We start from the raw sequence: 21967 nt of genomic DNA, 5'->3' as shown, positions 1-21967 counted from the left end.
TTTTCCTATACTATAATATACTATTTATTTCACTTCTTTTCACATGTGATGTCAAATCTCTTTTCATCTCCCTATAAACTTATTTATAGGGAGATGAAAAGAAAAATGGGACGTAATGTCCCATTTTTCATCCTTTTGTACCTCCAGCTGTTAAACCAGAAATAAAGTATTTTTGTAGTGATAGGAATAAAATTGAAATTGGGATCGCAATTAACACAGAACCCGCTGCAAACGTTGTAAATTCATTACCGAATTTCTTCGCAACCATTTCATATAATCCAACTGCTAAAGTATAATTTTCTGGTGTTCGCAAAATAATACTCGCTAAAATGAAATCTGTAAATGGACCAATGAAAGTAAATAACGCTACAACCGCTACGATTGGCTTTGCAAGTGGCATAATGATTTGCCAAAAAATACGAAAATGTCCTGCTCCATCCATTCGAGCTGATTCATCCAGTTCTTTCGGAATCGTATCAAAATACCCTTTCATAAGCCATGTATTCATCGGAATAGCCCCGCCTACATAAATTAAAATTAATGCAAGGTGTGTATCAATTAATCCTGTTAATTGAGCTAATACGTATAAAGCAATTAACGCTGCAAAGTTTGGAATCATTTGCAGAATTAAAAATGTTAATAAACCATTTTTTCTTCCAACAAAACGATATCTCGAAAATGCATAAGCGGTAAAACTAATTGCTAACACTGAGAAAATCATCGTTAAAACACTTACTTTTAATGTGTTTTTATACCATAGTAAGTAATTACTATTCTCTAGATCTAATAACTTACGATAATGATCTAACGTTGCATTTTGTGGAATAATACTTGATCCAGATAAACTATCACCTGGATTAAACGATGAGCCAATAATCCATAATAACGGATAGAAAATGATGGCACACATTACGAAAATAACTAAATAACTTAATGAGAGACGTAACATCTTCTGTCTTTTAATATTCATTTACATCATATCCTCTTCTTGGAATGATTTTGTTCTCTTAAATTGCCATAACGCAACTGTAATAACAATTAACGATAATATCATTGTAAGAGCTGCTGCTTTTCCGTACTGCGCTGAAGTCATCGTTAACTTATAAATCCATGAAATTAAAATATCCGTTCCACCTGCGTCTTGTCCAGCTACAGCAGGACCTCCACCATTAAATAGATAGATGATACTAAAGTTATTAAAGTTAAACGTATATTGCGTAATTAATATTGGTGCTGTTGCATATAACACAAGTGGCAATGTAATTTTACGAAACTGTTGCCAAGCTGTCGCTCCATCTACTGTAGCCGCTTCATATAATTCTCCCGGAATCGATTGCAGTATACCTGTTGTCATCGCAAAGATAAACGGGAACCCAAGCCACGTTTGAATCATAATTAAAGCAATCTTCGCCCAAAATGGATCTGTCATCCAAGCAATCTTTTCAATTCCGAATAAAGCTAATACTTGATTGTTAATCGCTCCGAATGTTTCATTAAACATACCAGAGAAAACAAGAATAGATACGAATGCTGGAACCGCCCACGGTAAAATGAAGATTGTTCGAATAATCGCCTTTCCTTTAATACCAGGCTGATTTACGATAATCGCTAAGAAAATACCAAGTGCAACTTGTAATGTTGTTGCAACGAATGTCCAAATGACAGTCCAAGAGAATACACTTACAAATGTCTCTCTCCACATCGGTAAAGTGAAAATATCAATAAAGTTTTTAAAGCCCACCCAATCTACTAATTTAGCTGGAGGAGAATGATATAAATCATAGTTTGTAAATCCAATTAAAATTACGAAGATGATTGGAAATACGACCACAAAGATAAGTAGTAGAAAACCTGGTGAAACCATTAAATAAGGAAAACCTTGATCTAACAAATTACGATATTGCTCTTTTACAGAATTTAACGGTGTTCCGCTATCACGTTTCTTTCCATTTTGGTATGCATCATATAAGTTAAATGCATATATGCCTAGCCCAAAAGCGATAACGATAAGGGCCAAGATTCCTTCTACTAATAGAAAGACAGAATGGTCACGTGGAACTTCTGTACCAAGCGTTACAATACCCCATAATCCCATATTTAATAAATCAGCAAAGGCTACAATAAAAGAACCTGTTAATACTAGAAAAATAAGACCTTTTACAAATTGTTTATTATACATTTGGCCCACGCCTGGAATGATTGATAACATGGTTGCCATTTTCCTATGCTTTGAATGGTTTAACCCATTTGCTGGTTCCATAGATGTTTGCATGTTCCTTCCCCCTTTTTTCTTCCTACATGGAAGGGAGAGAATTCGTGCCTCTCATATTAGAGGCACGAATTTCACCTTATTTTTTCTTGTTATGATTTGCCTCAATATTACCTTTAATTTGTTTCACTGCACTATCAAGCGCCGCTTTTGGTGGCTCTTTATCTGTAACAACTAATTGAAGCGCATCTCCAGCTGGTTTCCAAACTTCTTGCATTTCTGGAATGTTTGGCATTGGAATTCCATTTTCAGATTGCGTTGCAACTGCTTTTGCAGCTTCGTTATCTTTAATAATTGGATCTTCCATTACTGATTTTACTGGAGGAATTTCTTTTGTTTTCTCAAATCGAATTTTTGCGTTTTCTTCATTTGTTACCCACTCAGTGAATTTTGTAGCTAAATCATTTTGTTTAGAGAAACTTGTTACATGCCATCCTTTAACCCCAACAAACGTTTTCATTGGTTGACCATTTGGTAATTTCGGCATTGGAGCAACGCCATAATCAATCCCGTTCTTTTCCATTGCTTGGAACGCCCATGGGCCATTCATGATAGAAGCTGCTTTTCCTTCATTGAATAGTCCATCAGCAGCAGGCCCACCTGATTCACCGATAATACCTTTTGGGAATAATTTTTCCTTGTACCATTTTTGAAGATATTCAGCACCTTGTACTGCTCCACTATTATTTAATCCAACATCACTTGCATTTGGCTTTCCATCTTTTTCACCAAATACATAACCGCCCATACCTGCCATGAATGCATTAGCAAAGTAGAAGTTATCTCCTAATGCTAAAAATCCGTACTTGCCATCTTTCGTAAATTCTTTTGAGAAGTTAAACAGCTCGTCCATCGTTTCTGGCGCTTTTGGCATTAGTTTTTTATTGTAAATAAAGACTGGTGTCTCAATTGCTTTTGGTAAACCATATAATTTCCCATTATATGTCTGTGCTTCTATTGATGAATTAGTAAATTTACTCTTTACAGCATCATCTGCTTTCACTTCAGAAAGTAAACCTTCTGTTACTGCATTTCCGATTTGATCGTGTGGCAATGTTACAACATCTGGTCCAGTCCCCGCTGGCCCATCAAGGCGTAACTTCTTCACTTGATCTGTCATTTGCATTTCAACAACTTTTACTTTTACTTTATATTTTTCCTCAAAGCTTTTCACTGCTGGTTCTAAACCAACACCTTTTTTATCATCTTCCCAAACAAGAAGATCATAGTCTTTTTTCGCTTTACTTTCCTCTTTTTTCCCTGAATCTTTCGGTCCACATGCAGATAACATACCAATAGATAATGCTGAAACCGTTAATAATGATAATGCTTTCTTCATCCCAAAAACCTCCCTAAATTGTCTATGTACCTCAGTAACTGAAAACGTTTGCATTTAATAGTTTAATTGAAGCGCAAACAATATCTCAATCTATGAAAACGTTTGCGCTATTTGTCTATCATTATACATTCTTTTATTCATTTTGCAAATATTAATTTAAAAATTATGTCATTATACTCTTTATACATTGACTTTATATAAAATGAATACTACTCTTATAAGCAATATTAAAGCTACGAGAAAGGCAATCGTTTGCAATACAGGCTTTATTATTACACTTAAGGGAATACTATGTATAGAGATATTGAAGGGGGATTTTCTATATGTTTAAAGAAGCCATTTATCATAGGCCGAAAGATAATTATGCATACGCTTATGATGAACAAACAATTCACATCCGAGTACGTACTAAGAGAGATGATATTCAAAGCGCCGATCTTATTTACGGTGATCCTTACGAATGGAAAGACGGGAAATGGATATCAGCAAGTACACCCATGAAAAAAACGGGTTCTACTGCATTATTTGATTATTGGTCCATTGCAATTGAACCAAAATTTAAGCGCTTACGTTATGGGTTTGAATTAAAATCTGAAACAGACACTCTTATTTATGCAGAGCGAGGATTCTTTTCTAGCATTCCAAATGATGATGTTGGTAACTTTTTCTGTTTTCCATTTATTCATGCAGATGATGTATTCAAAGCACCATCTTGGATTAAAGACACCATTTGGTATCAGATTTTCCCTGAGCGATTCGCTAATGGCGATAGTACGCTGAATCCAGAAAACACCCTTCCTTGGGGAAGTGCGAATCCAACTCCAACTAATTTTTTCGGCGGAGATTTTTCTGGTGTTATTCAAAACCTTGATTACCTTGTTAAGTTTGGCATTTCCGGAATATATTTCACACCTATTTTCAAAGCTCATTCAAACCATAAATATGACACAATTGACTATATGGAAATTGACCCACAATTTGGGACGAAAGAAACTTTTAAAGAGCTCGTTGAAGAATGTCATAAGCACGGTATAAAAGTAATGCTCGATGCTGTGTTTAATCATAGTGGATACTTTTTCGAGAAATTTCAAGACGTACTAGAGAATGGTGAGAAGTCCGCATATAAAGAGTGGTTCCACATTCATGAATTTCCGATTATAACCGAACCACTTCCAAATTATGATACTTTCGCCTTTACACCGTATATGCCTAAATTAAATACAGCTCATCCAGATGTAAAAGAATACTTACTTGAAGTAGGACGTTATTGGGTACGAGAATTCAATATAGATGGCTGGCGCCTTGATGTCGCCAATGAAGTCGATCACAACTTTTGGAGAGAATTCCGAACTGAAATAAAGACACTAAATCCTGAAGTATATATTTTGGGAGAAATTTGGCACGATGCCCTTCCGTGGCTACAAGGCGATCAATTTGATGCTGTCATGAGCTATCCTGTTACAAATGCTCTACTTTCTTACTTTGCTAACGATTCCATTAAAGCAAGTGAATTCATGAAGCAAATTACAGAATCTCTACATTCCTACTCTATGAATGTAAATGAAGCAGCATTTCATTTATTAGACAGCCATGATACTCCAAGAATTTTAACAACATGCAACGGAGATAAAAATAAGTTGAAATTGCTCTATGTATTCCATCTTTCTTTCATCGGCTCTCCTTGTATTTATTACGGGGATGAAATTGGTATGGATGGCGGCATGGACCCTGATTGCCGTAAATGTATGATTTGGGATACTAAAGAACAAGATCATGCATTATTTACCCATATACAAACATTGATTTTATTACGTAAACAACATAAAGCATTTGGAGGACATGGTACTTTTCAATTCATCGAAGCAAATGATGAACATAATTATATTTCTTATACGAAAACATATGAGGATGAAACTATCTTTTTCGTTTTAAACCCTACTAATAGTGAAGTTACAGTTTCACTCCCTCTTCATGTTACTGGTAAGAAAATAATTAACATTTATACAAACGAAGAATTTTCAGCGGAAGCAAGTGTATTACAAGTTACACTTCCTCCATATGGATTCTCCATATTAAAATGGTAATCCAAAAAAGCCTTATGCCAAGTTCGAAATGGCATAAGGCTTTTTCTTATTTCAATTTGAACACTATCGCTTCATACGGACGTAATGGAATGTTATCTATTGATCCGATTTCTACATCGTAATTGTGTATAAATAACTCTGATTCACTATAACTAATATCCTTAGGCATTTCAAATACACTTTCATCCGCAGTAAAGTTTGCAATGACAAGTAGTTTTTCATCTCCATATGTTCTTACATAAGCAAAAATAGAAGGGTCATTATCTAATATTAAATCATATGATCCATACACAACTATTTCATTATTTTTGCGTAGTTCAATTAATTTCTTATAGTAATAAAAAATTGAACCTTCATCTTGGATTGCTTGTTTCACATTAATCTCTTTATAGTTAGGATTTACAGTAATCCAAGGTTCACCTTTTGTAAATCCAGCGTGATTCTGATCATTCCACTGCATCGGAGTTCTAGCATTATCACGACCCTTTATATAAATAGATTCCATTACTTTTTCTATATCTTCACCATGGTCTATCACTTTTTCTTTATACATATTTAACGTTTCAATATCTCGATATTCATCAATTGATTGGAATCGAACGTTCGTCATTCCAATTTCCTCTCCTTGATAAATATATGGCGTTCCTTTCATCATATGAAGAACTGTCGCTAACATTTTTGCTGATTCAATGCGATACATTCCATCATTACCAAAACGAGATACAACGCGAGGCTGATCATGATTATTCCAATAAAGGCTATTCCATCCGGTATGCTCTAATGCTTTTTGCCACTTTGTTAAATTCTCTTTTAAAGTAAGAAGTGAGCATGGTTTTACATCCCACTTTCCACCTTCTCCTGAATCTAAATCCATATGTTCAAATTGGAATACCATTTGCAACTCTTTTCGTTCTTCTCCAGTATACAATTTCGCTTCTTCTGTCGTTACACCAGGCATTTCACCAACCGTCATAATATCATAATGCGATAATACTTCCTCATTCATTTCATGTAAATATTTATGAATGTTTGGACCGTTCATAAAATGCTTATGACCTGAAACATACCCCTCTTCTTCTGTTTCAACAGCTGGTAATCCCTCTTCTTTAGAAATAAAATTAATAACATCCATACGGAAGCCATCAATTCCTTTTTCTAACCAAAACTTCATCATTTCATAAACATCTTGTCTTACCTTTTCATTATCCCAATTTAAATCTGGCTGTTTTTTAGAAAACAGATGTAAATAATATTCATCCGTCATTTCATCATACTGCCATGCAGATCCACTAAAAGCAGCTCCCCAGTTGTTCGGTTCTTTCCCTTCTTTTCCAGGGCGCCATATATAGTAATCTCTATATTTATTATCTTTTGATTTACGTGATTCAATAAACCAATTATGTTCATCCGAAGTATGATTAACAACTAAGTCCATCATAAGTTTCATATTACGTTCATGCATTTCATGTAATAGCTCATCCCAATCTTCCATTGTTCCGAACTCGTTCATAATTTTACAATAATCGCTTATATCATAACCATTATCATCATTTGGAGATTCATAGACTGGTGATAACCAAATCACATCAATCCCTAACTCTTTTAAGTAATCTAGCTTTGAAATAATCCCTTGAAGATCTCCTATACCATCACCATTACTATCCATAAAGCTACGAGGATAAATTTGATATACTACACTTTCTTTCCACCATTGTTTTTCCATTATGCTACCCCATTTCATTCATCATTCATTTTTCTCTTTTTTAAGGCGCAAACGTTTTCATTAATGAATGATAACAGATTCTATCTCAATTTAAAATAGCGCTTACAATTTTTATTGTTCTTTTTCTAAGAAAACATATGAAAACCACTAATAAATCTCCAATAAATGAAAACGTTTTATTTTTTTATTTATTTTTTGAATCTATTCGTTTATAATGAACTCAAAGAAAACGTTTGCATAATTTATTTCTAGGGGGAAATACCATGGCAGAACTTAAATTAGAAAACATTTATAAAATATATGATAATAACGTAACAGCTGTAACTGATTTTAATTTACACATTCAAGATAAAGAATTTATTGTATTTGTCGGTCCTTCTGGATGCGGAAAATCTACAACATTACGAATGGTAGCTGGACTTGAAGATATTTCAAAAGGCGAGTTTTCAATTGATGGTAAACTAATGAATGATGTTCCTCCAAAAGATCGAGATATCGCTATGGTATTCCAAAACTACGCTCTTTATCCACATATGAGTGTATATGATAATATGGCATTTGGATTAAAACTTCGAAAAATACCAAAAGATGAAATCGATCGTCGTGTGAAAGATGCAGCAAAAATTTTAGGACTTGAACAATATTTAGATAGAAAACCGAAAGCATTATCAGGTGGACAGCGCCAACGTGTTGCGTTAGGTAGAGCAATCGTTCGAGATGCAAAAGTTTTCTTAATGGATGAACCATTATCAAACTTAGATGCTAAACTCCGTGTTGCAATGCGCTCAGAAATTTCTAAGCTACATCATCGCCTTGGAACAACAACAATTTATGTAACACATGACCAAACAGAAGCAATGACTATGGCTTCGCGTCTTGTCGTTATGAAGGATGGAAAAATCCAACAAATTGGAACTCCAAAAGAAGTATACGAAACGCCAGAAAACATTTTCGTGGGTGGATTTATCGGCTCACCAGCGATGAATTTCTTCCGTGGTAAATTGACTGAAACCGATTTCGTTATAGACAATACTATAAAAATTAAAGTATCTGAAGGAAAAATGAAGATGCTACGTGAACAAGGCTATGTAAATAAGGAAATTGTTTTAGGTATTCGCCCAGAGGACATTCATGATGAACTACTATTTTTAGAAGCTTCGCAATCTACTGCCTTCACAACAAAAATTGAAGTCGCTGAATTATTAGGTGCTGAATCCATTTTATATATGAAACTTGGAAATCAAGATTTTGCAGCACGTGTAGATGCAAGACATACATTTTCACCTGGTGATCAAATTAAATTAGCATTTGATATGAATAAAGCACATTTCTTTGATAACCAAACTGAACAACGTATTCGCTAAAAAATTTATCTTTACTATACACATACAAAAAAACCGTCCACATATATTGAGGGCGGTTTTTATTATTATACTAGGGCTTCTACTGTATGAAATGATTGTCCTTTTGTGCTAATAATACCGAAAATCGGTAAATCACTAAGCACCACTTCTTCTTGCTGTTTCATAAAAGATGACGTTAATTGTTTTATCTCTATCCAAACGTCATTAATACAAAGTACATTGGAATCGTTCTCTTGTTGGCGAGAAAAAATAGAATCTATTTTATATAAACCTGCATTTTGAAAAAGCATATCAATGCGACTGAATGCATTCAAAGTAATGCTAATAACGCGTTGCCAATCTCCTTGCTTTCCCATATCATAGGATACAAAAAGTGCCTCTCCGCCTAGATTCATAATTTCCTCCACTGTTGCTTGTCCACTCTCTTGATCAATGTCCGTCACAATAACTTTTGCGCCTTGTTTAGCCAACAAAAGAGCTGTATTACGTCCAATACCGATGCCACCGCCAGTTACGATAGCAACTTTTCCTGCAAGCTTCATTTTCATTACCCCTTCTATAAGTCTTACCGTCATTCAGTATACTCCTTTATAAGATTAATCTGCAAGCAAGAAAAATTGCTATTTTACTTGTAAACGTTTACTTTTTATCCTTCTTTTTTCTTATTATTACGCTGATCGAAAACTAAACCGATGAAAATTAAAATCCCCCAAAAGATTACACTACCTCCAGTCATTTTAATCTCCCCCTTATTATATAAAGTGAAATTTTAATCAGCCCCAATATGGCGGAATAAAGATATTATTTTTAATCATTATATCATTTTCTTAATTTTCAATCTATTATAAATAGAATTAACACATTTTAGCTTTTCCTTACTGTAAACATTCCCCATATACTTATAAAATCAAAAAGACCCTTTTATATATAAAAAGGTCTTTTTTTCATTATACAAGACTTATTACTTTCGTTTTTGTAATTAAATCCTGAAAACCACAATTATCTTTGCGGAACAACATCATATATATATTACATATTAATGGAATTCCTAATAGCAATACGTTCGGTAATAACACTACAAAAAATCTTATAATTAATGTTTGCAACGTTAGCTTTTCACTCTTCAATGAAATTAATTTTATTCTCGTTACCTTTTTTCCAAGTGTAACACCGTTCCAAATAAAGGGTAACACAATAAAATATATCGCCATTAATATAAAAACTACTGCGAAATCATATCTAAAATCACCTAAGCTTATATTAAAGCGCTTAAACATAGCACTATAGTTTCCGGTCATAATAGCTACTACTACACCATACATAACCGAGATTAAAAACATGTCAATTAGGGAAGCACCTATGCGATTCATTACAAGCGCTGGACGATGCATCTTTAACTTCATTTTATGTCGACTCCTTCATATCCTTCTTTACCCGTCTCATCGTACCACTTCTAAAAAACATTGTAAACTAGCCTTTCTCTTACTTTTCTTGTACAATTTGTTACAATAGCATTATAAAGGAGGTTCCCATATTGAAAAAATGGATAATCCTATTCGTCGCCTTCCTATTAACTGGTTGTGCAGGAAACACAGGTCACTTAACTTATACGGTTAACGATGAATACGAACTCATACGTACTTCTGGAAATGCATTTGAACTTTTCCCCTCGCAAGATGCTGTATATGCCACACAATACATCCCTGCAAAAATTACAGACATTGCTTGGGATGATAAATACATTATTGCAAAACAAACCGAGAAAAAATCAGATCCGAATAACCCTGACGCAGCAATTGCAAATAAAAAAAGTGAACATTATTGGATTATTGACGTAAAGCACAATAAACGTTTCGGTCCCTACAATGAAAAGCAATTTAATGAACAAAAAGATGCGTTTAAAATTAAGGTGCCTTTTCAAAATGTAGATTCATACATAAAAGAAATAAAAAAACAGTCAGCATAATATTTGAATGCTGACTGTTTTGCCTTACATTATTTTAGTGAGATGTTAAACGTTTGTGGCTCTTTTACAACATCTTGTGTTTCTGAATCTCCTGCAAGTAAATCATCAGTTGTAAACTGAATATCCTTTACCTTGTCTTTTCCATCGTCAAGTATTAAACCAATAATACCATCTCTTGTTTCACCAGGCTTATAGTCTTCTCTTGATACATTTTTTGTACCAACTAACGTATCTTCGTCATATAAAAAGTTTTGAGTGGCTACTTTAAAATGTTGCTTACCATTAATCATAACATCATTCATAGAGAAAAATTGCATATTTTTATTTCCGGTATTCTCCACTTTATATGTAATCTCAACGTAACGAATTGTATTACTAATCTCTGTTCCACTTAGCGATGCATATAATTCTGCATCTTCTTGGCTTACTTTATCCCCTAATCTCCGTTTTACTTCTTCAGGGGTTAGTGCCGTGTATACTTTCAATGTTTTTTTTGCCTTTTCACTCATCTGTGATAAAGAAATTACTTTCACATCTTGTACGTGAATTTTCATTGGCGCTACTTCAAATGTTTGATTCACAGAATGCATCTGCTCTAACTTAAAAGTACCCCATCCTGTTTCTTTCACTTTTTGTCCTACTTTTTTCAGCTCACGCCCACCATATTCTTTTGTTTCAGGAATAGATTCTTTCTTCTTCGGTTCAGCTTTCTTTTCTTCTTGATGGAAGCAACCACTTAACATAAGAAGAAAACTACATAAAACAAAAATACTTTTCCATGCTTTCATCATTTCATTTCTCCTAACGCTATCATTCATGAATATAAAATTAGTCCCTGGCTTTGTAAACTATAGAAACAATGACAAGTCCACAAAATGAACTTGTCAGTCCAGATACTATTATACCTCCAATTTGGAAAATATGAAAATAGGGATCTAGGAACGCGTGCACGATAAATATAATAGTTGCTACAACAATTACTGAAACCCAATACTTTCTTTTTTCCGAAGCTAAAATAAGATCTTTACCCATTTCATTTCTATACTTCCATAAAACGTATACTAATAGTAGAACACCAATACATGTACTTCCATGTTGCATATATTTATAAACAGAGATACCGTACCATTCTCTTTGTAATAATGGTATTTTCATAACGAAATAGCCTGTCTTATGAGTGAATGCATCCCAAACAACATGCGTGAGCATACCGAATAATGCAGAATAGCAAAATACAAAGAATTCTTTCCAGGTATGTAGCCCCCACCTCTCATCTATTGCATATGAATAATAACCAGCAAACGGTTTAGGTAAATGCGTTATAAACGGCTTTTTTAAAATGTAGTGATATATGTATGCGAGTAGAAATACAAGCGGTAAATTTAAATATAAGAACCCGAGCCATTTATGGCCAATAACACCATACGGTCTAAAGTGTAAAAAATATTCAAAGTCAGGCGCCATACTACCTAATATAAGAGCCGTTACTGAAATATGTTTAGAATGCTTTTTCGCAAAAGGAAGAACTGCTGCTGGATGTGCAAATGTAAACGGCATACTTTAACTCCTTCTCACATTTTCAATAGAATACCATATATCATAACGAGAGAATGGATCTTCATGCAATATTTATTTTCACATTGGAATATGATAGTTTAAATGATATAATCCACATAAAATATTCAGAAAATAAGGAAGGAATTCAGGTGTCATTAACACTTGTATTTGCCGCCTTTTTAGAATCAAAATCCGTTATGAATTGAGGTTTATATATTGATTGACGTACCCTTTTTACAAAATGTTACATTAAAAAAAGAAAATATCCCTAGTTTTTCCGCATATCCTTACTGCTTACCTGCTATCCGAACATTACAATCACTAGTTTTTCATCCAAATGTAACATTCATTATTGGAGAAAATGGAACGGGTAAATCAACATTACTTGAAGGAATTGCAATTGCGTTAGGCTTTAATGCAGAAGGTGGAACGAAGAATTTCCGCTTTAGCACTAACGATTCACATTCATCTTTACATGAATACCTTCGAATTTCCAAAAGTTTCAATACACCAAACGACGGTTTCTTTCTTCGCGCTGAATCATTTTATAACGTTGCTTCTTATATTGATGAAATAGATGCTATAAAATCTTACGGCGGCGTTTCACTACACGAACAATCTCACGGCGAATCATTCTTTTCCTTATTTATGAACCGTTTTTCAGGACAAGGTTTATACATTTTAGATGAGCCTGAGGCAGCTTTATCACCAATGAGACAACTTTCCATGCTTATTCGAATGCATGAGCTAGTGGAACAAGGTTCACAATTTGTTATTGCGACGCATTCTCCTGTTTTAATGGCCTACCCTGAATCCACTATATATTCTTTAACACAAGAAGGGATTCACGAATCCACATTAGAAGAAACTGAGCATTACCAAACGACGAAACTTTTCTTTGAAAATCGTAATCGATTATTTCATCATCTATTTGAGTCGTAAAAAAAGAAGCAGCAATAGCTGCTTCTTTTTTATAGTGCTTCTATAAATAAGGCAACCCCGATACCGCCACCGACGCATAAAGAGGCAATTCCTTTTTCTAACCCACGTCTTTTTAATTCGTGAATTAAACTTACTGTAATACGAGCCCCTGTACAACCAATTGGATGCCCAAGTCCTACGCCACTACCGTTTACGTTCACTTTTTCACGGTCTAAGCCTAACTCTTTCTCTACAGCTAAATATTGAGCCGCGAAAGCTTCATTAATTTCAAGTAAATCTGCATCTTCCAATGACCAATCTACTTTTTCTAAACCTTTACGAATTGCTGGTGCTGGTCCAATACCCATAATTTTCGGGTCTACTCCAGCTACTGAATATCCAACAATTCTAGCTAACGGTTGTAAGCCTTTTTCTTTCGCTTTTTCTTCGCTCATTAATACTAGAACTGCACTTCCGTCATTCAGGCCAGATGCATTACCTGCAGTTACAGACCCATCTTTACGGAATGCTGGTTTTAACCCTGCTAATTTTTCCGCTGTAATATCTGCACGTGGATGCTCATCCTTCGAAAATACTACTTCTTTTCTACGTTCTTTTATTGTAATAGGAACAATTTGATCGTCAAAGTGTCCAGACTCGATTGCCTTCAGTGCCAATGTATGACTGCGAAGAGCAACTTCATCTTGTTCCTCTCTTGTAATTTCATATTGTTCAACTAAATTTTCCGCTGTTTCACCCATCATAATATGGTGAATCGGATCTTCTAACACTTCCCACACCGTATCACGAATTTCTCCGTGCTGTAGACGTTGTCCCCAGCGGTGCTGTTTCAATGCATAAGGGCTCGAACTCATCGCTTCTACTCCACCTGCAACAACAACATCACTTACACCTAATTGGATTTGCATTGCAGCTGACATAATTGCTTGCATACCTGAAGAACATTGACGTTGGATTGTATATCCCGTAACTGTGTCAGGAAATCCTGCCGCTAATGCAGCTGTTCTCGCTGTATTTGCTTCATCAGTTCTTTGAATACAATGACCTAAAATTACTTCATCAACTTCATGTGGTTCTACCCCGCCTCGTTTTACAGCTTCCTGAAGTACAGGAACAGCTAATTCTACTGGCGTTACATTTTTTAGCGCTCCTCCAAAAGTTCCAATTGGCGAACGAACTGCAGCTGTAATAACAACATTATGCATTTTGTACTTGCCCCTCTCTTATGTACCCTAGTAAGTTTTTAGGTGAAATTCCATAAGATGTATATCTATAACTATCATACTATAAACATACTAAAAAATCAAAATATTTAATATAATAAAAATAGAAGGAATTAACCTTCTATTCTGTCAGTGCATATAAAAACTTTTGCAAAATTTTCTCTGTCGTTTCATTCAATTTTGGCAACTTATCTACTGGAAAATATTGAAGTTTCAACCCTTCATGATCGAGCTTTAATTCCCCGCTCACATGATGTGCCTGATACAGATGAATGACATTGAAAATTTCATCGCCATTCGGATAACGGAAATATACTTCTTTTCCTGATAGAACACCAAGAAATTGCATTATTTTTGCAGTTAACCCCGTTTCCTCAAATAACTCTCTACGTGCCGTTTCTTCTGTCGTTTCACCCAGTTCCATCGCCCCGCCAGGTACACCCCAATCATATGTATCTGAACGATATTGAAGCAATACTTCTTGTTTATCATTTAATATAATGATTGCTGATCCTACGAGAATAAGCGGTCTTGTACCAACGACTTTTCGTAACTCTTCAATATACCCCATATGTAAATTCCCCTTTCCCTAACCTCCCTTATCATAACAAAATTTCTCTCTTTTTGTTCATGTAATTTTAAAGAAAAAAAGGAAGCTTTCGCCTCCGTTTTTTCATCTTTATTTCTTAAAACTTTCATATTTTACAGCTTCAAAAGCTTCCTCAATTTCATCATTACGATAATGGACATATGTAAAACGACCCAATTCTACTAATCTTGCTATTTCCTGTAACGCTTTATGCTGCTCATATGTTTCTTTCAGCTTAATATGTACATAAAACTTCATTAAAGGATGTTCATATAAAGGTTCTCCCACCTCTACATATACATCTTCAACCCCTTGTACAACTCTTACATAACTCGCAAATTGATAAAGTGCTTCTCTGTCTGAAACGATTTTTAATGTATACATATATTCTCCCCCTTTCCTTTACTATATCAAAAAGACGACCATACCATGTTATAGAACTATGAAATTTTTTCGACTTGTCATCTATATATTCAATAAAGAAGGCGTTTATCCATACATGACATCTTTTCCCCACATATATTATAGGAAGAACTTTTTTTTATTTGAGGTGTTCCTTATGGATCCATACGTCAATATATGTATTTGCATTACTCCCGGCGCCGATATTTCTGATGACCGCATCGCAAAAGATTTAGCTGTTGCAGAATCAATTTGGCACCCCATTACATTTCAAATTCAAGAAGTAATTGTATTAAATGAACTTTTCCGTTTTTTTGACCGTGAAATCAGTTATAAAAATTCCATTCAAAGTCAAGAAAAGTTGGCATCCTTTTTCCAAACATGTGTAAATGAAGCTCCTGAATGCGACCTTTATATTTGTTATATTGGCAGTGATTATTTCAAAGAAACAGCAGTAATTGCCTGCGCTTATTCTTTAGCAAAACAACAGCAACTTACTGGCTATATCGTTTTAACAAATTCGGCTGCCCCTATGAAAAATATATATACGCTCGCTCACGAAATCGGTCATATTTTATTTACAAGACGTATTCATGGAAAACTTACTCATGCAGATCCTCATTCTCCAACCGGCTCGGAGCACCACCCTTCTCCAACAAATCTTATGTATCCGATAGTCCCTCGTCCAGAAAACGTTCATATTCATTCCTTATTAACAGCAGAACAAAAAGCGCTCTCTTTACAAAGCTCTTTATTACAAAGAAAAAAACAGTAACCCTCATGTTACTGTTTAAAACAACTTATTCCAATCAACAAAACAAATCCCGGCTGCTAGAAATAAAAATAGACAACTAAATGTAAATGTAATCCCTCTAAAAATCCCTATATAATATTTCTTTGGAAATAATTTTTGGTATATCCAGAGCAGCCGCTTTTTATTGAATTTCTAGTTCATACTTTTTCTTTCTTCAATTTTTAAAGACCATTTCATTAATCCATATATACTTCCATACATAAGTAAGACCTTTGTAATTCCCCAAAATACATTACTTTCTTCTAAGTCTTTAAATAAGAACATAATCATAAGAGGAACAATTAGTACAAAAACACCCATCCAGCCAAGAACATATACTTCACCAATAAGAAGTAATAAAAAGATAATTGCTGCTAATATATATGTTTGCATTGTCGCCAATTGCAATACAGGTGTCCCATACCATTTATTCATAAACATCAATAACACCAATAATAAAATAGGAACCATTACTATTACATAAATCATTCCAAATTCTACTAATTTACTTTTAAAAGAAGACATTCTAAATGCAACAATCGTTCCAATAATCGTAATGATTAAAACGATAGGATAACCAATTAACTGTACATTTGTTAACGTAAATTGTTGATCGGGGCTTCCAAATAAAATATTTGTCAGTAACCAATATCCACCAATACCAATAATCATCCCTAAAATACTTTTTATGCTCCCGCTTTTATCCTTCTCCATCTCTTTCGCTAATTCTTCCGCATACTCTTTTGGTGAGTCACCAAATATGTCACTTACTGTCTTTCCCTTTTTTTCACCTTCTATTAAATGAAGCTCTGCATCTTCTAGAAAAGCGTCCACATCTTCTTCTTTAATCCCTTTTGTTATTAAATATACTTTCGTATCGATTAAAAACTTTTCACCTTCTTTAGAAATCTTCATTATAACCCCTCCCTTATTTAACCATTTCTCTTCTATTCGTCTTCATCATAATTTCAAGGAAGATTAAAATAAACAAACTTCCGTATAAACATATAATTTGAAATAACATTGGCACGAGATCTTCTGATGTAAATGTTTTAAATAGTAACATAATCGAAAGTGGAATAATTAAATATAAGTTTTTAAACCATCCATCAAAATACATATTTACCGCTACTGTAATGATAAAAATACCACCAGCCAATAAATAACTTTGCATTTGATTGAATATAAACATTTTTGTAGGATATATCACATCTAGTACCATAATGACTCCCATTAAACACATTGGCGCTATCATTACTAAAAACCACATAGAAAACCACGTTTTTGAAAAACTTGTTACAAAAGTCATTTTGCGAAGTAGAAAATTAGGACCTATAACAACTAAAATAAATGAAAAACTATAACCGATACACTGAATAAGTGAAATCTGTAACATTCCATGGTTCACTATTAAGATAGAAGCAATAATCCAAAACGATACGATATTCATTACTGTAAAACCAATTTGCTTCCACGTTTCCTGTCTATCCCTTTCCATCACTTTTACAAGTTCATTTGCATATTCTTTCGGTGAGCTTCCGAAAATATCTTCTACACTCTTCCCCTCACTCTCAGCTTCTATTAAATGCAACTCTGCATCTTCTAAAAAGTTTTCAATATCACTTTCTTTTACACTCTTTGCCGTCAAAAATAATCTCATATCTAACAAAAACTTTCGCGCTTCACTTGATAGCATTATTTTTTTCTCCCCTTCCCTTCAAGTAGACGCTCTACACTACTTTGCATCGCTTCCCAGCGATCCATAAATTCACCAAGTGCTTCCTCGCCTTTTTCTGCTAATGTATAATATTTTCTCTTTGGACCAGATGGAGATTCCTTCATTACGCTTGTTATTAGTCCTTCTTTTTGCATTCGTATTAATAACGGATAAATACTTCCCTCACTCGCCATTGTAAAACCATACTTCGCTAGCTTTTCACTCATTTCATAACCGTATATTTCGCCTTCAGAAATAATAGCAAGTAAGCATCCTTCTAAAATCCCTTTCAGCATTTGACTTGTCGACATAATTTAAATCCTCCTAACGATATTTTTTTCCAAATGTTTGCAGGAATTTCATTATAGCTTCTCTAAATAGAGCACTATGAAAACTTTATTATGAAGGGATGTTTTTCATCATGGTTACAAATCGAGTTGTCTTTTTAACAGGTGCTGCAAGTGGTATTGGTTATGAAATGGGAAAGGCTTTTGCAAAAGAAGGTGCAAAAGTTGTGATTACCGATCGACTTGAAGAACGTGCAAAAGAAGCTGCTGAACAATTACAAAATGAAGGTTTTCAAGCTATCGGTTTAAAATGTGACGTTACATCTGAAGAGGAAATTACAGCAGCAATTTCTCAAACAGTTGATCATTTCGGTTCATTACATATATTAATTAACAACGCAGGAATGCAACACGTTTCACCCATTGAAGACTTTCCAACTGAAAAGTTCGAGCTACTAATTCAAATTATGCAAATTGCTCCGTTTATCGCAATTAAGCATGCCTTTCCGATTATGAAACAACAAAAATATGGTCGTATTATTAATGTCGCTTCTATTAACGGCCTTGTCGGATTTGCTGGAAAAGTTGCCTACAATAGTGCAAAACATGGCGTAATTGGATTAACAAAAGTTGCTGCTTTAGAAGGTGCTACGCATGGTATTACTGTTAATGCCCTTTGCCCTGGTTATGTCGATACCCCTCTTGTACGTAATCAACTACAAGACTTAGCTACTACACGAAATGTACCACTTGAAAATGTTTTAGAAGATGTTATTTATCCACTCGTCCCACAAAAGCGCTTATTACAAGTACAAGAAATCGCTGATTATGCGATGTTTTTAGCGAGTGAAAAAGCTAAAGGTATAACGGGACAAGCTGTTGTTATAGATGGTGGTTATACCGCTCAATAAAAATAAAGTTTGCTCAAGAAGAGCAAACTTTATTTTTATTCCCGAGGATCTTCGTACTTTAGTAATTGCCGCGGGAGCTTCTCAATTGCAACAATTACCCCCTCTAGTTTACTTTCAATACGGTGGAGTAAATATAATGTTACAACAATCGGAAACCCTACATTACCTATCATCTTGATCCACTCTTCCATCCTCTTCCCCTCCTTTCATTATATAAGTAAGAGAAAACACTGCATTTAGGCATAAAAAAACAAGCTATTATGTATTAGCTTGTTTTTCAAATAATGATGCAATTTCTCGTTTATAGTCCCCGCGTATAATACCTTTCTCAGTAATAATTCCTGTAATTAATTCATTCGGCGTTATGTCAAATGCTGGATTATAAACATCCGTTCCAATTGGTGCTACTTGTTTTCCAAAGATTTTCGTAACTTCTGTTTCATCTCTTTCTTCAATAATAATTTCAGCTCCAGTTTCTTTCGTAACATCAAATGTTGACAGTGGAGCAGCAACGTAAAATGGGATATTAAAGTGCTTTGCTAAAATAGCTAAATTCATTGTCCCTATTTTATTTGCCGTATCTCCATTTGCGACAATTCGATCCGCCCCTACAATAATTGCATTTATTTCTTTCGTTTGAATAGCATGAGCTGCAGTATTATCTGTAATAAGGGTCACATCAATATTTGCTTGCTTCAATTCCCAGGTCGTTAAGCGACCACCTTGTAAAACTGGTCTCGTTTCACACGCATATGCATGTAAACGCACACCTTTCTCTTTTCCAATATAAAAGGGAGCTAATGCAGTTCCATATCTGGCAGTTGCGATACTTCCAGCGTTACAGATTGTTAAAATATTATCGCCATCTTTAAAACATGTTAACGCATATTCCCCAATATTTCGGCACACCTCTTCATCTTCCTGCTGAATGCGAAGCGCTTCTTCTTCTAATGTTTTTTGTGCTTCTTTTATTGTAGTAATCTCTCGAATAGATTCTCTCATACGATCAATTGCCCAAAATAAATTTACTGCTGTCGGGCGTGACGTTCCTAAATAATTACAATCTCTATTAAACTTCTTTTGAAATTCTTCAATATGTACAGTGTTATATTTTTTTGATGCAAGCGCCAAGCCAAATGCAGCTACAATTCCAATTGCAGGCGCTCCTCGTACTTCTAACATTACGATGCTTTTCCAAACCTCTTCAATAGTCGTCAATGTTTTGTATTCTGTGCTATGCGGCAATTTCGTTTGATTTAATACCGCAATTGCATCACCTTTCCAGCTTACAGATCTCGGAACAGTAACAATTGTACTCACGCTTTTACGCCCCCTGAAACTGTCTGTTGAAATAATATTCGAAACAGTTGAAGATCAGCACTTTTAGATTCATATTTTATTAGTTCTTTACCTAAGGATAGCGCTTGTTTCTTAGCTTGAATTCTTGTTTCTTTATTTTCTATTTCATCTAAATCTGCTACATGAGCTAAACCAATTGTTCTACGAATCAGTTCACATCCGGCAAATCCAACTGCATCAGTAAAGATATTTTGCAAAATAATTGGTAACCATTGTTTTTCTTTCGTATATGCTTCTACACCTTCTCCAATCCATAACTTTGTAAAAGTTTCTACAAAATAACTCCACGTCTTTTCTATATGGAAAAATAGTACACTTCTTTTTTCTTCTTCTCTAGATAAAGCATTTAATAATAGATTTGCAATAAATTGACCTATGTCAAATCCAAATGGGCCATATGTCGCAAATTCTGGATCAATCACTTTCGTTTCAGAAGGTGACGAAAAAATACTACCAGTATGTAAATCACCATGAATAAGAGTTTCTTTTCTTGTTAAGAACTTATATTTATATTGTGCTACTTTTAGTTTTAAAGTTTTATCACTCCAAAGTTCATCAACCACGAGCTGTAAATCTGGCTCATAATCATTTGTATCATAATGTCCAAACGGATCTGTAAACACTAAATCCTCTGTAATTTTACAAAGGTCCGGATTTACAAAGGTACCTTCTAGTACCCTCTTCTCTTCTGACTGTAAACCAAAATCTGAAGTATAAAATAAAACATGTGCTAGAAAACGGCCGATATGCTGGGATAAAAGCGGATATTCTTCTCCGTCTATTAATCCTTTTCTTGTAATTGTTAGTCTTGATAAGTCTTCTATTACCGTTATCGCTAACTCTTCATCATGACTGTACACTACTGGAACATAATCCGGTACATACTGCGCAAAAATTTGTAATGCCTTGCTTTCAATCGTTGCTCTTTTTATAGACAATGGCCAGCTTTCACCAACTACTTTCGCATAAGGCAGTGCTTGTTTTATTATAATGGATTTCTCTCCATCATCTAATTTGAACACGTAATTTAAGTTTCCGTCTCCAATTTCATGACAAACGACATTTGCCTTCGCTTCAAAATAGCCATGATCTTTCGCATATTGTACAGCTGTTATTTCTGTTAATGAATAATATCCCATCGTCTTCTCCCCCTTTTTAAATTCAGAGGTTTTTCTAACATAGAAAAACCTCTTTCCACTAAGAAAGAGGTTTGAAGTTTATCTTCTCCCCTCTTATCTGCCAGAAAGTTTTACTTTCTGCTGGAATTAGCACCGTGCCTTTTGGCGTAATAAACGCCCCATTTCACAATGGTATTACGGTCGGTTGCTGGGCTTCATCGGGCCAAATCCCTCCACCTGCTCTTGATAAGAGTTGTATAATTTTTTGAATTTTTAACTTTATGTTGAAGACTATACCAAGAATAAAAATCACTTGTCAACATT

At 34.5% G+C, this 21967-nt stretch carries 24 protein-coding genes, 1 pseudogene and 1 riboswitch; of the genes and pseudogenes, 6 read left to right on the top strand and 19 right to left on the bottom strand.

Features of this window, described 5'->3' with window-relative positions:
- Positions 1-127 precede the first annotated feature (127 nt).
- The 3 genes from malD to AC22L0_RS16675 form a co-directional block, all read right to left on the bottom strand.
- Complete coding sequence (gene malD / locus AC22L0_RS16685) at positions 128-970, bottom strand: maltosaccharide ABC transporter permease MalD (protein WP_001022608.1); 843 nt, start codon at positions 968-970, stop codon at positions 128-130.
- The gene (gene malC, locus AC22L0_RS16680) at positions 971-2272 is read right to left on the bottom strand and encodes a maltosaccharide ABC transporter permease MalC (RefSeq protein WP_001194996.1); all 1302 of its coding nucleotides are present in this window, start codon (positions 2270-2272) and stop codon (positions 971-973) included.
- A 76-nt stretch (positions 2273-2348) separates the two neighbouring features.
- On the bottom strand, positions 2349-3608 hold the full coding sequence (locus tag AC22L0_RS16675; protein WP_087967378.1) for an extracellular solute-binding protein: 1260 nt from the start codon (positions 3606-3608) through the stop codon (positions 2349-2351).
- 323 nt (positions 3609-3931) lie between these two features.
- Between AC22L0_RS16675 and AC22L0_RS16670 the strand changes: the two genes are divergently transcribed.
- The gene (locus tag AC22L0_RS16670) at positions 3932-5692 is read left to right on the top strand and encodes an alpha-glycosidase (RefSeq protein ID WP_087967376.1); all 1761 of its coding nucleotides are present in this window, start codon (positions 3932-3934) and stop codon (positions 5690-5692) included.
- A 46-nt stretch (positions 5693-5738) separates the two neighbouring features.
- On the opposite strand, the gene malL is transcribed toward AC22L0_RS16670, so the two are convergent.
- Positions 5739-7415, bottom strand: a complete 1677-nt coding sequence (gene malL, locus AC22L0_RS16665) for an oligo-1,6-glucosidase (RefSeq protein ID WP_000415178.1) — start codon at positions 7413-7415, stop codon at positions 5739-5741.
- 263 nt (positions 7416-7678) lie between these two features.
- Between malL and AC22L0_RS16660 the strand changes: the two genes are divergently transcribed.
- Complete coding sequence (locus AC22L0_RS16660) at positions 7679-8779, top strand: ABC transporter ATP-binding protein (RefSeq protein WP_000818931.1); 1101 nt, start codon at positions 7679-7681, stop codon at positions 8777-8779.
- Between the two features lie 65 nt (positions 8780-8844).
- Here AC22L0_RS16660 and AC22L0_RS16655 read toward each other — a convergent pair whose 3' ends face one another.
- From AC22L0_RS16655 to AC22L0_RS16645, 3 genes are all read right to left on the bottom strand, one after another.
- Positions 8845-9354 carry an SDR family NAD(P)-dependent oxidoreductase gene (locus AC22L0_RS16655; protein ID WP_000218410.1) on the bottom strand — a complete coding sequence of 170 codons (510 nt, stop codon included), beginning with the start codon at positions 9352-9354 and terminating at the stop codon, positions 8845-8847.
- Positions 9355-9425: 71 nt separating this feature from the next.
- A complete protein-coding gene (locus AC22L0_RS16650) occupies positions 9426-9515 on the bottom strand; it encodes a hypothetical protein (protein ID WP_000145650.1) in 90 nt (29 codons plus the stop codon).
- Positions 9516-9726: 211 nt separating this feature from the next.
- Complete coding sequence (locus AC22L0_RS16645; RefSeq protein ID WP_000769098.1) at positions 9727-10182, bottom strand: RDD family protein; 456 nt, start codon at positions 10180-10182, stop codon at positions 9727-9729.
- A 131-nt stretch (positions 10183-10313) separates the two neighbouring features.
- Here AC22L0_RS16645 and AC22L0_RS16640 point away from each other — a divergent pair, with 131 nt between their 5' ends.
- Positions 10314-10745: a DUF3997 domain-containing protein gene (locus AC22L0_RS16640; protein WP_487272356.1), complete on the top strand. Its 432-nt coding sequence runs from the start codon at positions 10314-10316 to the stop codon at positions 10743-10745.
- A 29-nt stretch (positions 10746-10774) separates the two neighbouring features.
- On the opposite strand, the gene AC22L0_RS16635 is transcribed toward AC22L0_RS16640, so the two are convergent.
- Positions 10775-11536 carry a hypothetical protein gene (locus AC22L0_RS16635; RefSeq protein ID WP_000973895.1) on the bottom strand — a complete coding sequence of 254 codons (762 nt, stop codon included), beginning with the start codon at positions 11534-11536 and terminating at the stop codon, positions 10775-10777.
- 37 nt (positions 11537-11573) lie between these two features.
- Positions 11574-12302: a DUF4184 family protein gene (locus AC22L0_RS16630; RefSeq protein ID WP_001116847.1), complete on the bottom strand. Its 729-nt coding sequence runs from the start codon at positions 12300-12302 to the stop codon at positions 11574-11576.
- A gap of 216 nt (positions 12303-12518) precedes the next feature.
- Between AC22L0_RS16630 and AC22L0_RS16625 the strand changes: the two genes are divergently transcribed.
- Positions 12519-13244 (top strand): AAA family ATPase, encoded by a 726-nt coding sequence (locus AC22L0_RS16625; RefSeq protein WP_487272353.1) that lies wholly within the window; start codon positions 12519-12521, stop codon positions 13242-13244.
- 29 nt (positions 13245-13273) lie between these two features.
- On the opposite strand, the gene AC22L0_RS16620 is transcribed toward AC22L0_RS16625, so the two are convergent.
- From AC22L0_RS16620 to AC22L0_RS16610, 3 genes are all read right to left on the bottom strand, one after another.
- Positions 13274-14449: an acetyl-CoA C-acetyltransferase gene (locus AC22L0_RS16620; RefSeq protein WP_000552075.1), complete on the bottom strand. Its 1176-nt coding sequence runs from the start codon at positions 14447-14449 to the stop codon at positions 13274-13276.
- 139 nt (positions 14450-14588) lie between these two features.
- Complete coding sequence (locus tag AC22L0_RS16615; protein WP_002005651.1) at positions 14589-15038, bottom strand: NUDIX hydrolase; 450 nt, start codon at positions 15036-15038, stop codon at positions 14589-14591.
- Positions 15039-15146: 108 nt separating this feature from the next.
- Complete coding sequence (locus AC22L0_RS16610; protein WP_000288330.1) at positions 15147-15440, bottom strand: DUF3928 family protein; 294 nt, start codon at positions 15438-15440, stop codon at positions 15147-15149.
- Between the two features lie 175 nt (positions 15441-15615).
- On the opposite strand from AC22L0_RS16610, the gene AC22L0_RS16605 reads away from it, so the two are divergent.
- Positions 15616-16233 (top strand): ImmA/IrrE family metallo-endopeptidase, encoded by a 618-nt coding sequence (locus tag AC22L0_RS16605; protein WP_000371605.1) that lies wholly within the window; start codon positions 15616-15618, stop codon positions 16231-16233.
- Positions 16234-16248: 15 nt separating this feature from the next.
- On the opposite strand, the pseudogene AC22L0_RS16600 reads toward AC22L0_RS16605, so the two are convergent.
- The 4 genes and pseudogenes from AC22L0_RS16600 to AC22L0_RS16585 all read right to left on the bottom strand — a co-directional run.
- Positions 16249-16392, bottom strand: a pseudogene (locus AC22L0_RS16600) (DNA-binding protein); the annotation flags it as partial.
- Positions 16393-16404: 12 nt separating this feature from the next.
- A complete protein-coding gene (locus AC22L0_RS16595; RefSeq protein ID WP_087967374.1) occupies positions 16405-17166 on the bottom strand; it encodes a DUF1129 domain-containing protein in 762 nt (253 codons plus the stop codon).
- A gap of 13 nt (positions 17167-17179) precedes the next feature.
- A complete protein-coding gene (locus tag AC22L0_RS16590) occupies positions 17180-17947 on the bottom strand; it encodes a DUF1129 domain-containing protein (protein ID WP_087967372.1) in 768 nt (255 codons plus the stop codon).
- Positions 17947-18279 carry a PadR family transcriptional regulator gene (locus tag AC22L0_RS16585; RefSeq protein ID WP_087967370.1) on the bottom strand — a complete coding sequence of 111 codons (333 nt, stop codon included), beginning with the start codon at positions 18277-18279 and terminating at the stop codon, positions 17947-17949. The genes AC22L0_RS16590 and AC22L0_RS16585 overlap by 1 nt, the downstream gene beginning before the upstream one ends.
- 110 nt (positions 18280-18389) lie before the next feature.
- On the opposite strand from AC22L0_RS16585, the gene AC22L0_RS16580 reads away from it, so the two are divergent.
- Positions 18390-19166 (top strand): 3-hydroxybutyrate dehydrogenase, encoded by a 777-nt coding sequence (locus AC22L0_RS16580; protein WP_087967368.1) that lies wholly within the window; start codon positions 18390-18392, stop codon positions 19164-19166.
- Between the two features lie 35 nt (positions 19167-19201).
- Here the strand turns inward: AC22L0_RS16580 and AC22L0_RS16575 are convergent, their stop codons facing one another.
- From AC22L0_RS16575 to mtnK, 3 genes are all read right to left on the bottom strand, one after another.
- Positions 19202-19357, bottom strand: a complete 156-nt coding sequence (locus AC22L0_RS16575; RefSeq protein ID WP_000393337.1) for a YvrJ family protein — start codon at positions 19355-19357, stop codon at positions 19202-19204.
- A 67-nt stretch (positions 19358-19424) separates the two neighbouring features.
- The gene (gene mtnA, locus AC22L0_RS16570) at positions 19425-20486 is read right to left on the bottom strand and encodes an S-methyl-5-thioribose-1-phosphate isomerase (RefSeq protein WP_000104612.1); all 1062 of its coding nucleotides are present in this window, start codon (positions 20484-20486) and stop codon (positions 19425-19427) included.
- Entirely contained in the window at positions 20483-21664 is a 1182-nt protein-coding gene (mtnK, locus tag AC22L0_RS16565) for an S-methyl-5-thioribose kinase (RefSeq protein WP_087967366.1), read from the bottom strand. The genes mtnA and mtnK overlap by 4 nt, the downstream gene beginning before the upstream one ends.
- A gap of 90 nt (positions 21665-21754) precedes the next feature.
- Positions 21755-21896, bottom strand: a riboswitch (SAM riboswitch).
- Positions 21897-21967: the final 71 nt, after the last annotated feature.

The sequence above is a fragment of the Bacillus sp. LQ01 genome (assembly GCF_057624735.1).
This window is presented reverse-complemented; position numbering and strand designations above follow the sequence as displayed.

Bases quoted from the DNA above. Each gene is read 5' to 3' on its own strand.
- malD (WP_001022608.1), bottom strand. From the start codon at position 970: ATGAATATTAAAAGACAGAAGATGTTACGTCTCTCATTAAGTTATTTA.
- malC (WP_001194996.1), bottom strand. From the start codon at position 2,272: ATGCAAACATCTATGGAACCAGCAAATGGGTTAAACCATTCAAAGCAT.
- AC22L0_RS16675 (WP_087967378.1), bottom strand. From the start codon at position 3,608: ATGAAGAAAGCATTATCATTATTAACGGTTTCAGCATTATCTATTGGT.
- AC22L0_RS16670 (WP_087967376.1), top strand. From the start codon at position 3,932: ATGTTTAAAGAAGCCATTTATCATAGGCCGAAAGATAATTATGCATAC.
- malL (WP_000415178.1), bottom strand. From the start codon at position 7,415: ATGGAAAAACAATGGTGGAAAGAAAGTGTAGTATATCAAATTTATCCT.
- AC22L0_RS16660 (WP_000818931.1), top strand. From the start codon at position 7,679: ATGGCAGAACTTAAATTAGAAAACATTTATAAAATATATGATAATAAC.
- AC22L0_RS16655 (WP_000218410.1), bottom strand. From the start codon at position 9,354: ATGACGGTAAGACTTATAGAAGGGGTAATGAAAATGAAGCTTGCAGGA.
- AC22L0_RS16650 (WP_000145650.1), bottom strand. From the start codon at position 9,515: ATGACTGGAGGTAGTGTAATCTTTTGGGGGATTTTAATTTTCATCGGT.
- AC22L0_RS16645 (WP_000769098.1), bottom strand. From the start codon at position 10,182: ATGAAGTTAAAGATGCATCGTCCAGCGCTTGTAATGAATCGCATAGGT.
- AC22L0_RS16635 (WP_000973895.1), bottom strand. From the start codon at position 11,536: ATGATGAAAGCATGGAAAAGTATTTTTGTTTTATGTAGTTTTCTTCTT.
- AC22L0_RS16630 (WP_001116847.1), bottom strand. From the start codon at position 12,302: ATGCCGTTTACATTTGCACATCCAGCAGCAGTTCTTCCTTTTGCGAAA.
- AC22L0_RS16620 (WP_000552075.1), bottom strand. From the start codon at position 14,449: ATGCATAATGTTGTTATTACAGCTGCAGTTCGTTCGCCAATTGGAACT.
- AC22L0_RS16615 (WP_002005651.1), bottom strand. From the start codon at position 15,038: ATGGGGTATATTGAAGAGTTACGAAAAGTCGTTGGTACAAGACCGCTT.
- AC22L0_RS16610 (WP_000288330.1), bottom strand. From the start codon at position 15,440: ATGTATACATTAAAAATCGTTTCAGACAGAGAAGCACTTTATCAATTT.
- AC22L0_RS16605 (WP_000371605.1), top strand. From the start codon at position 15,616: ATGGATCCATACGTCAATATATGTATTTGCATTACTCCCGGCGCCGAT.
- AC22L0_RS16595 (WP_087967374.1), bottom strand. From the start codon at position 17,166: ATGAAGATTTCTAAAGAAGGTGAAAAGTTTTTAATCGATACGAAAGTA.
- AC22L0_RS16590 (WP_087967372.1), bottom strand. From the start codon at position 17,947: ATGCTATCAAGTGAAGCGCGAAAGTTTTTGTTAGATATGAGATTATTT.
- AC22L0_RS16585 (WP_087967370.1), bottom strand. From the start codon at position 18,279: ATGTCGACAAGTCAAATGCTGAAAGGGATTTTAGAAGGATGCTTACTT.
- AC22L0_RS16580 (WP_087967368.1), top strand. From the start codon at position 18,390: ATGGTTACAAATCGAGTTGTCTTTTTAACAGGTGCTGCAAGTGGTATT.
- AC22L0_RS16575 (WP_000393337.1), bottom strand. From the start codon at position 19,357: ATGGAAGAGTGGATCAAGATGATAGGTAATGTAGGGTTTCCGATTGTT.
- mtnK (WP_087967366.1), bottom strand. From the start codon at position 21,664: ATGGGATATTATTCATTAACAGAAATAACAGCTGTACAATATGCGAAA.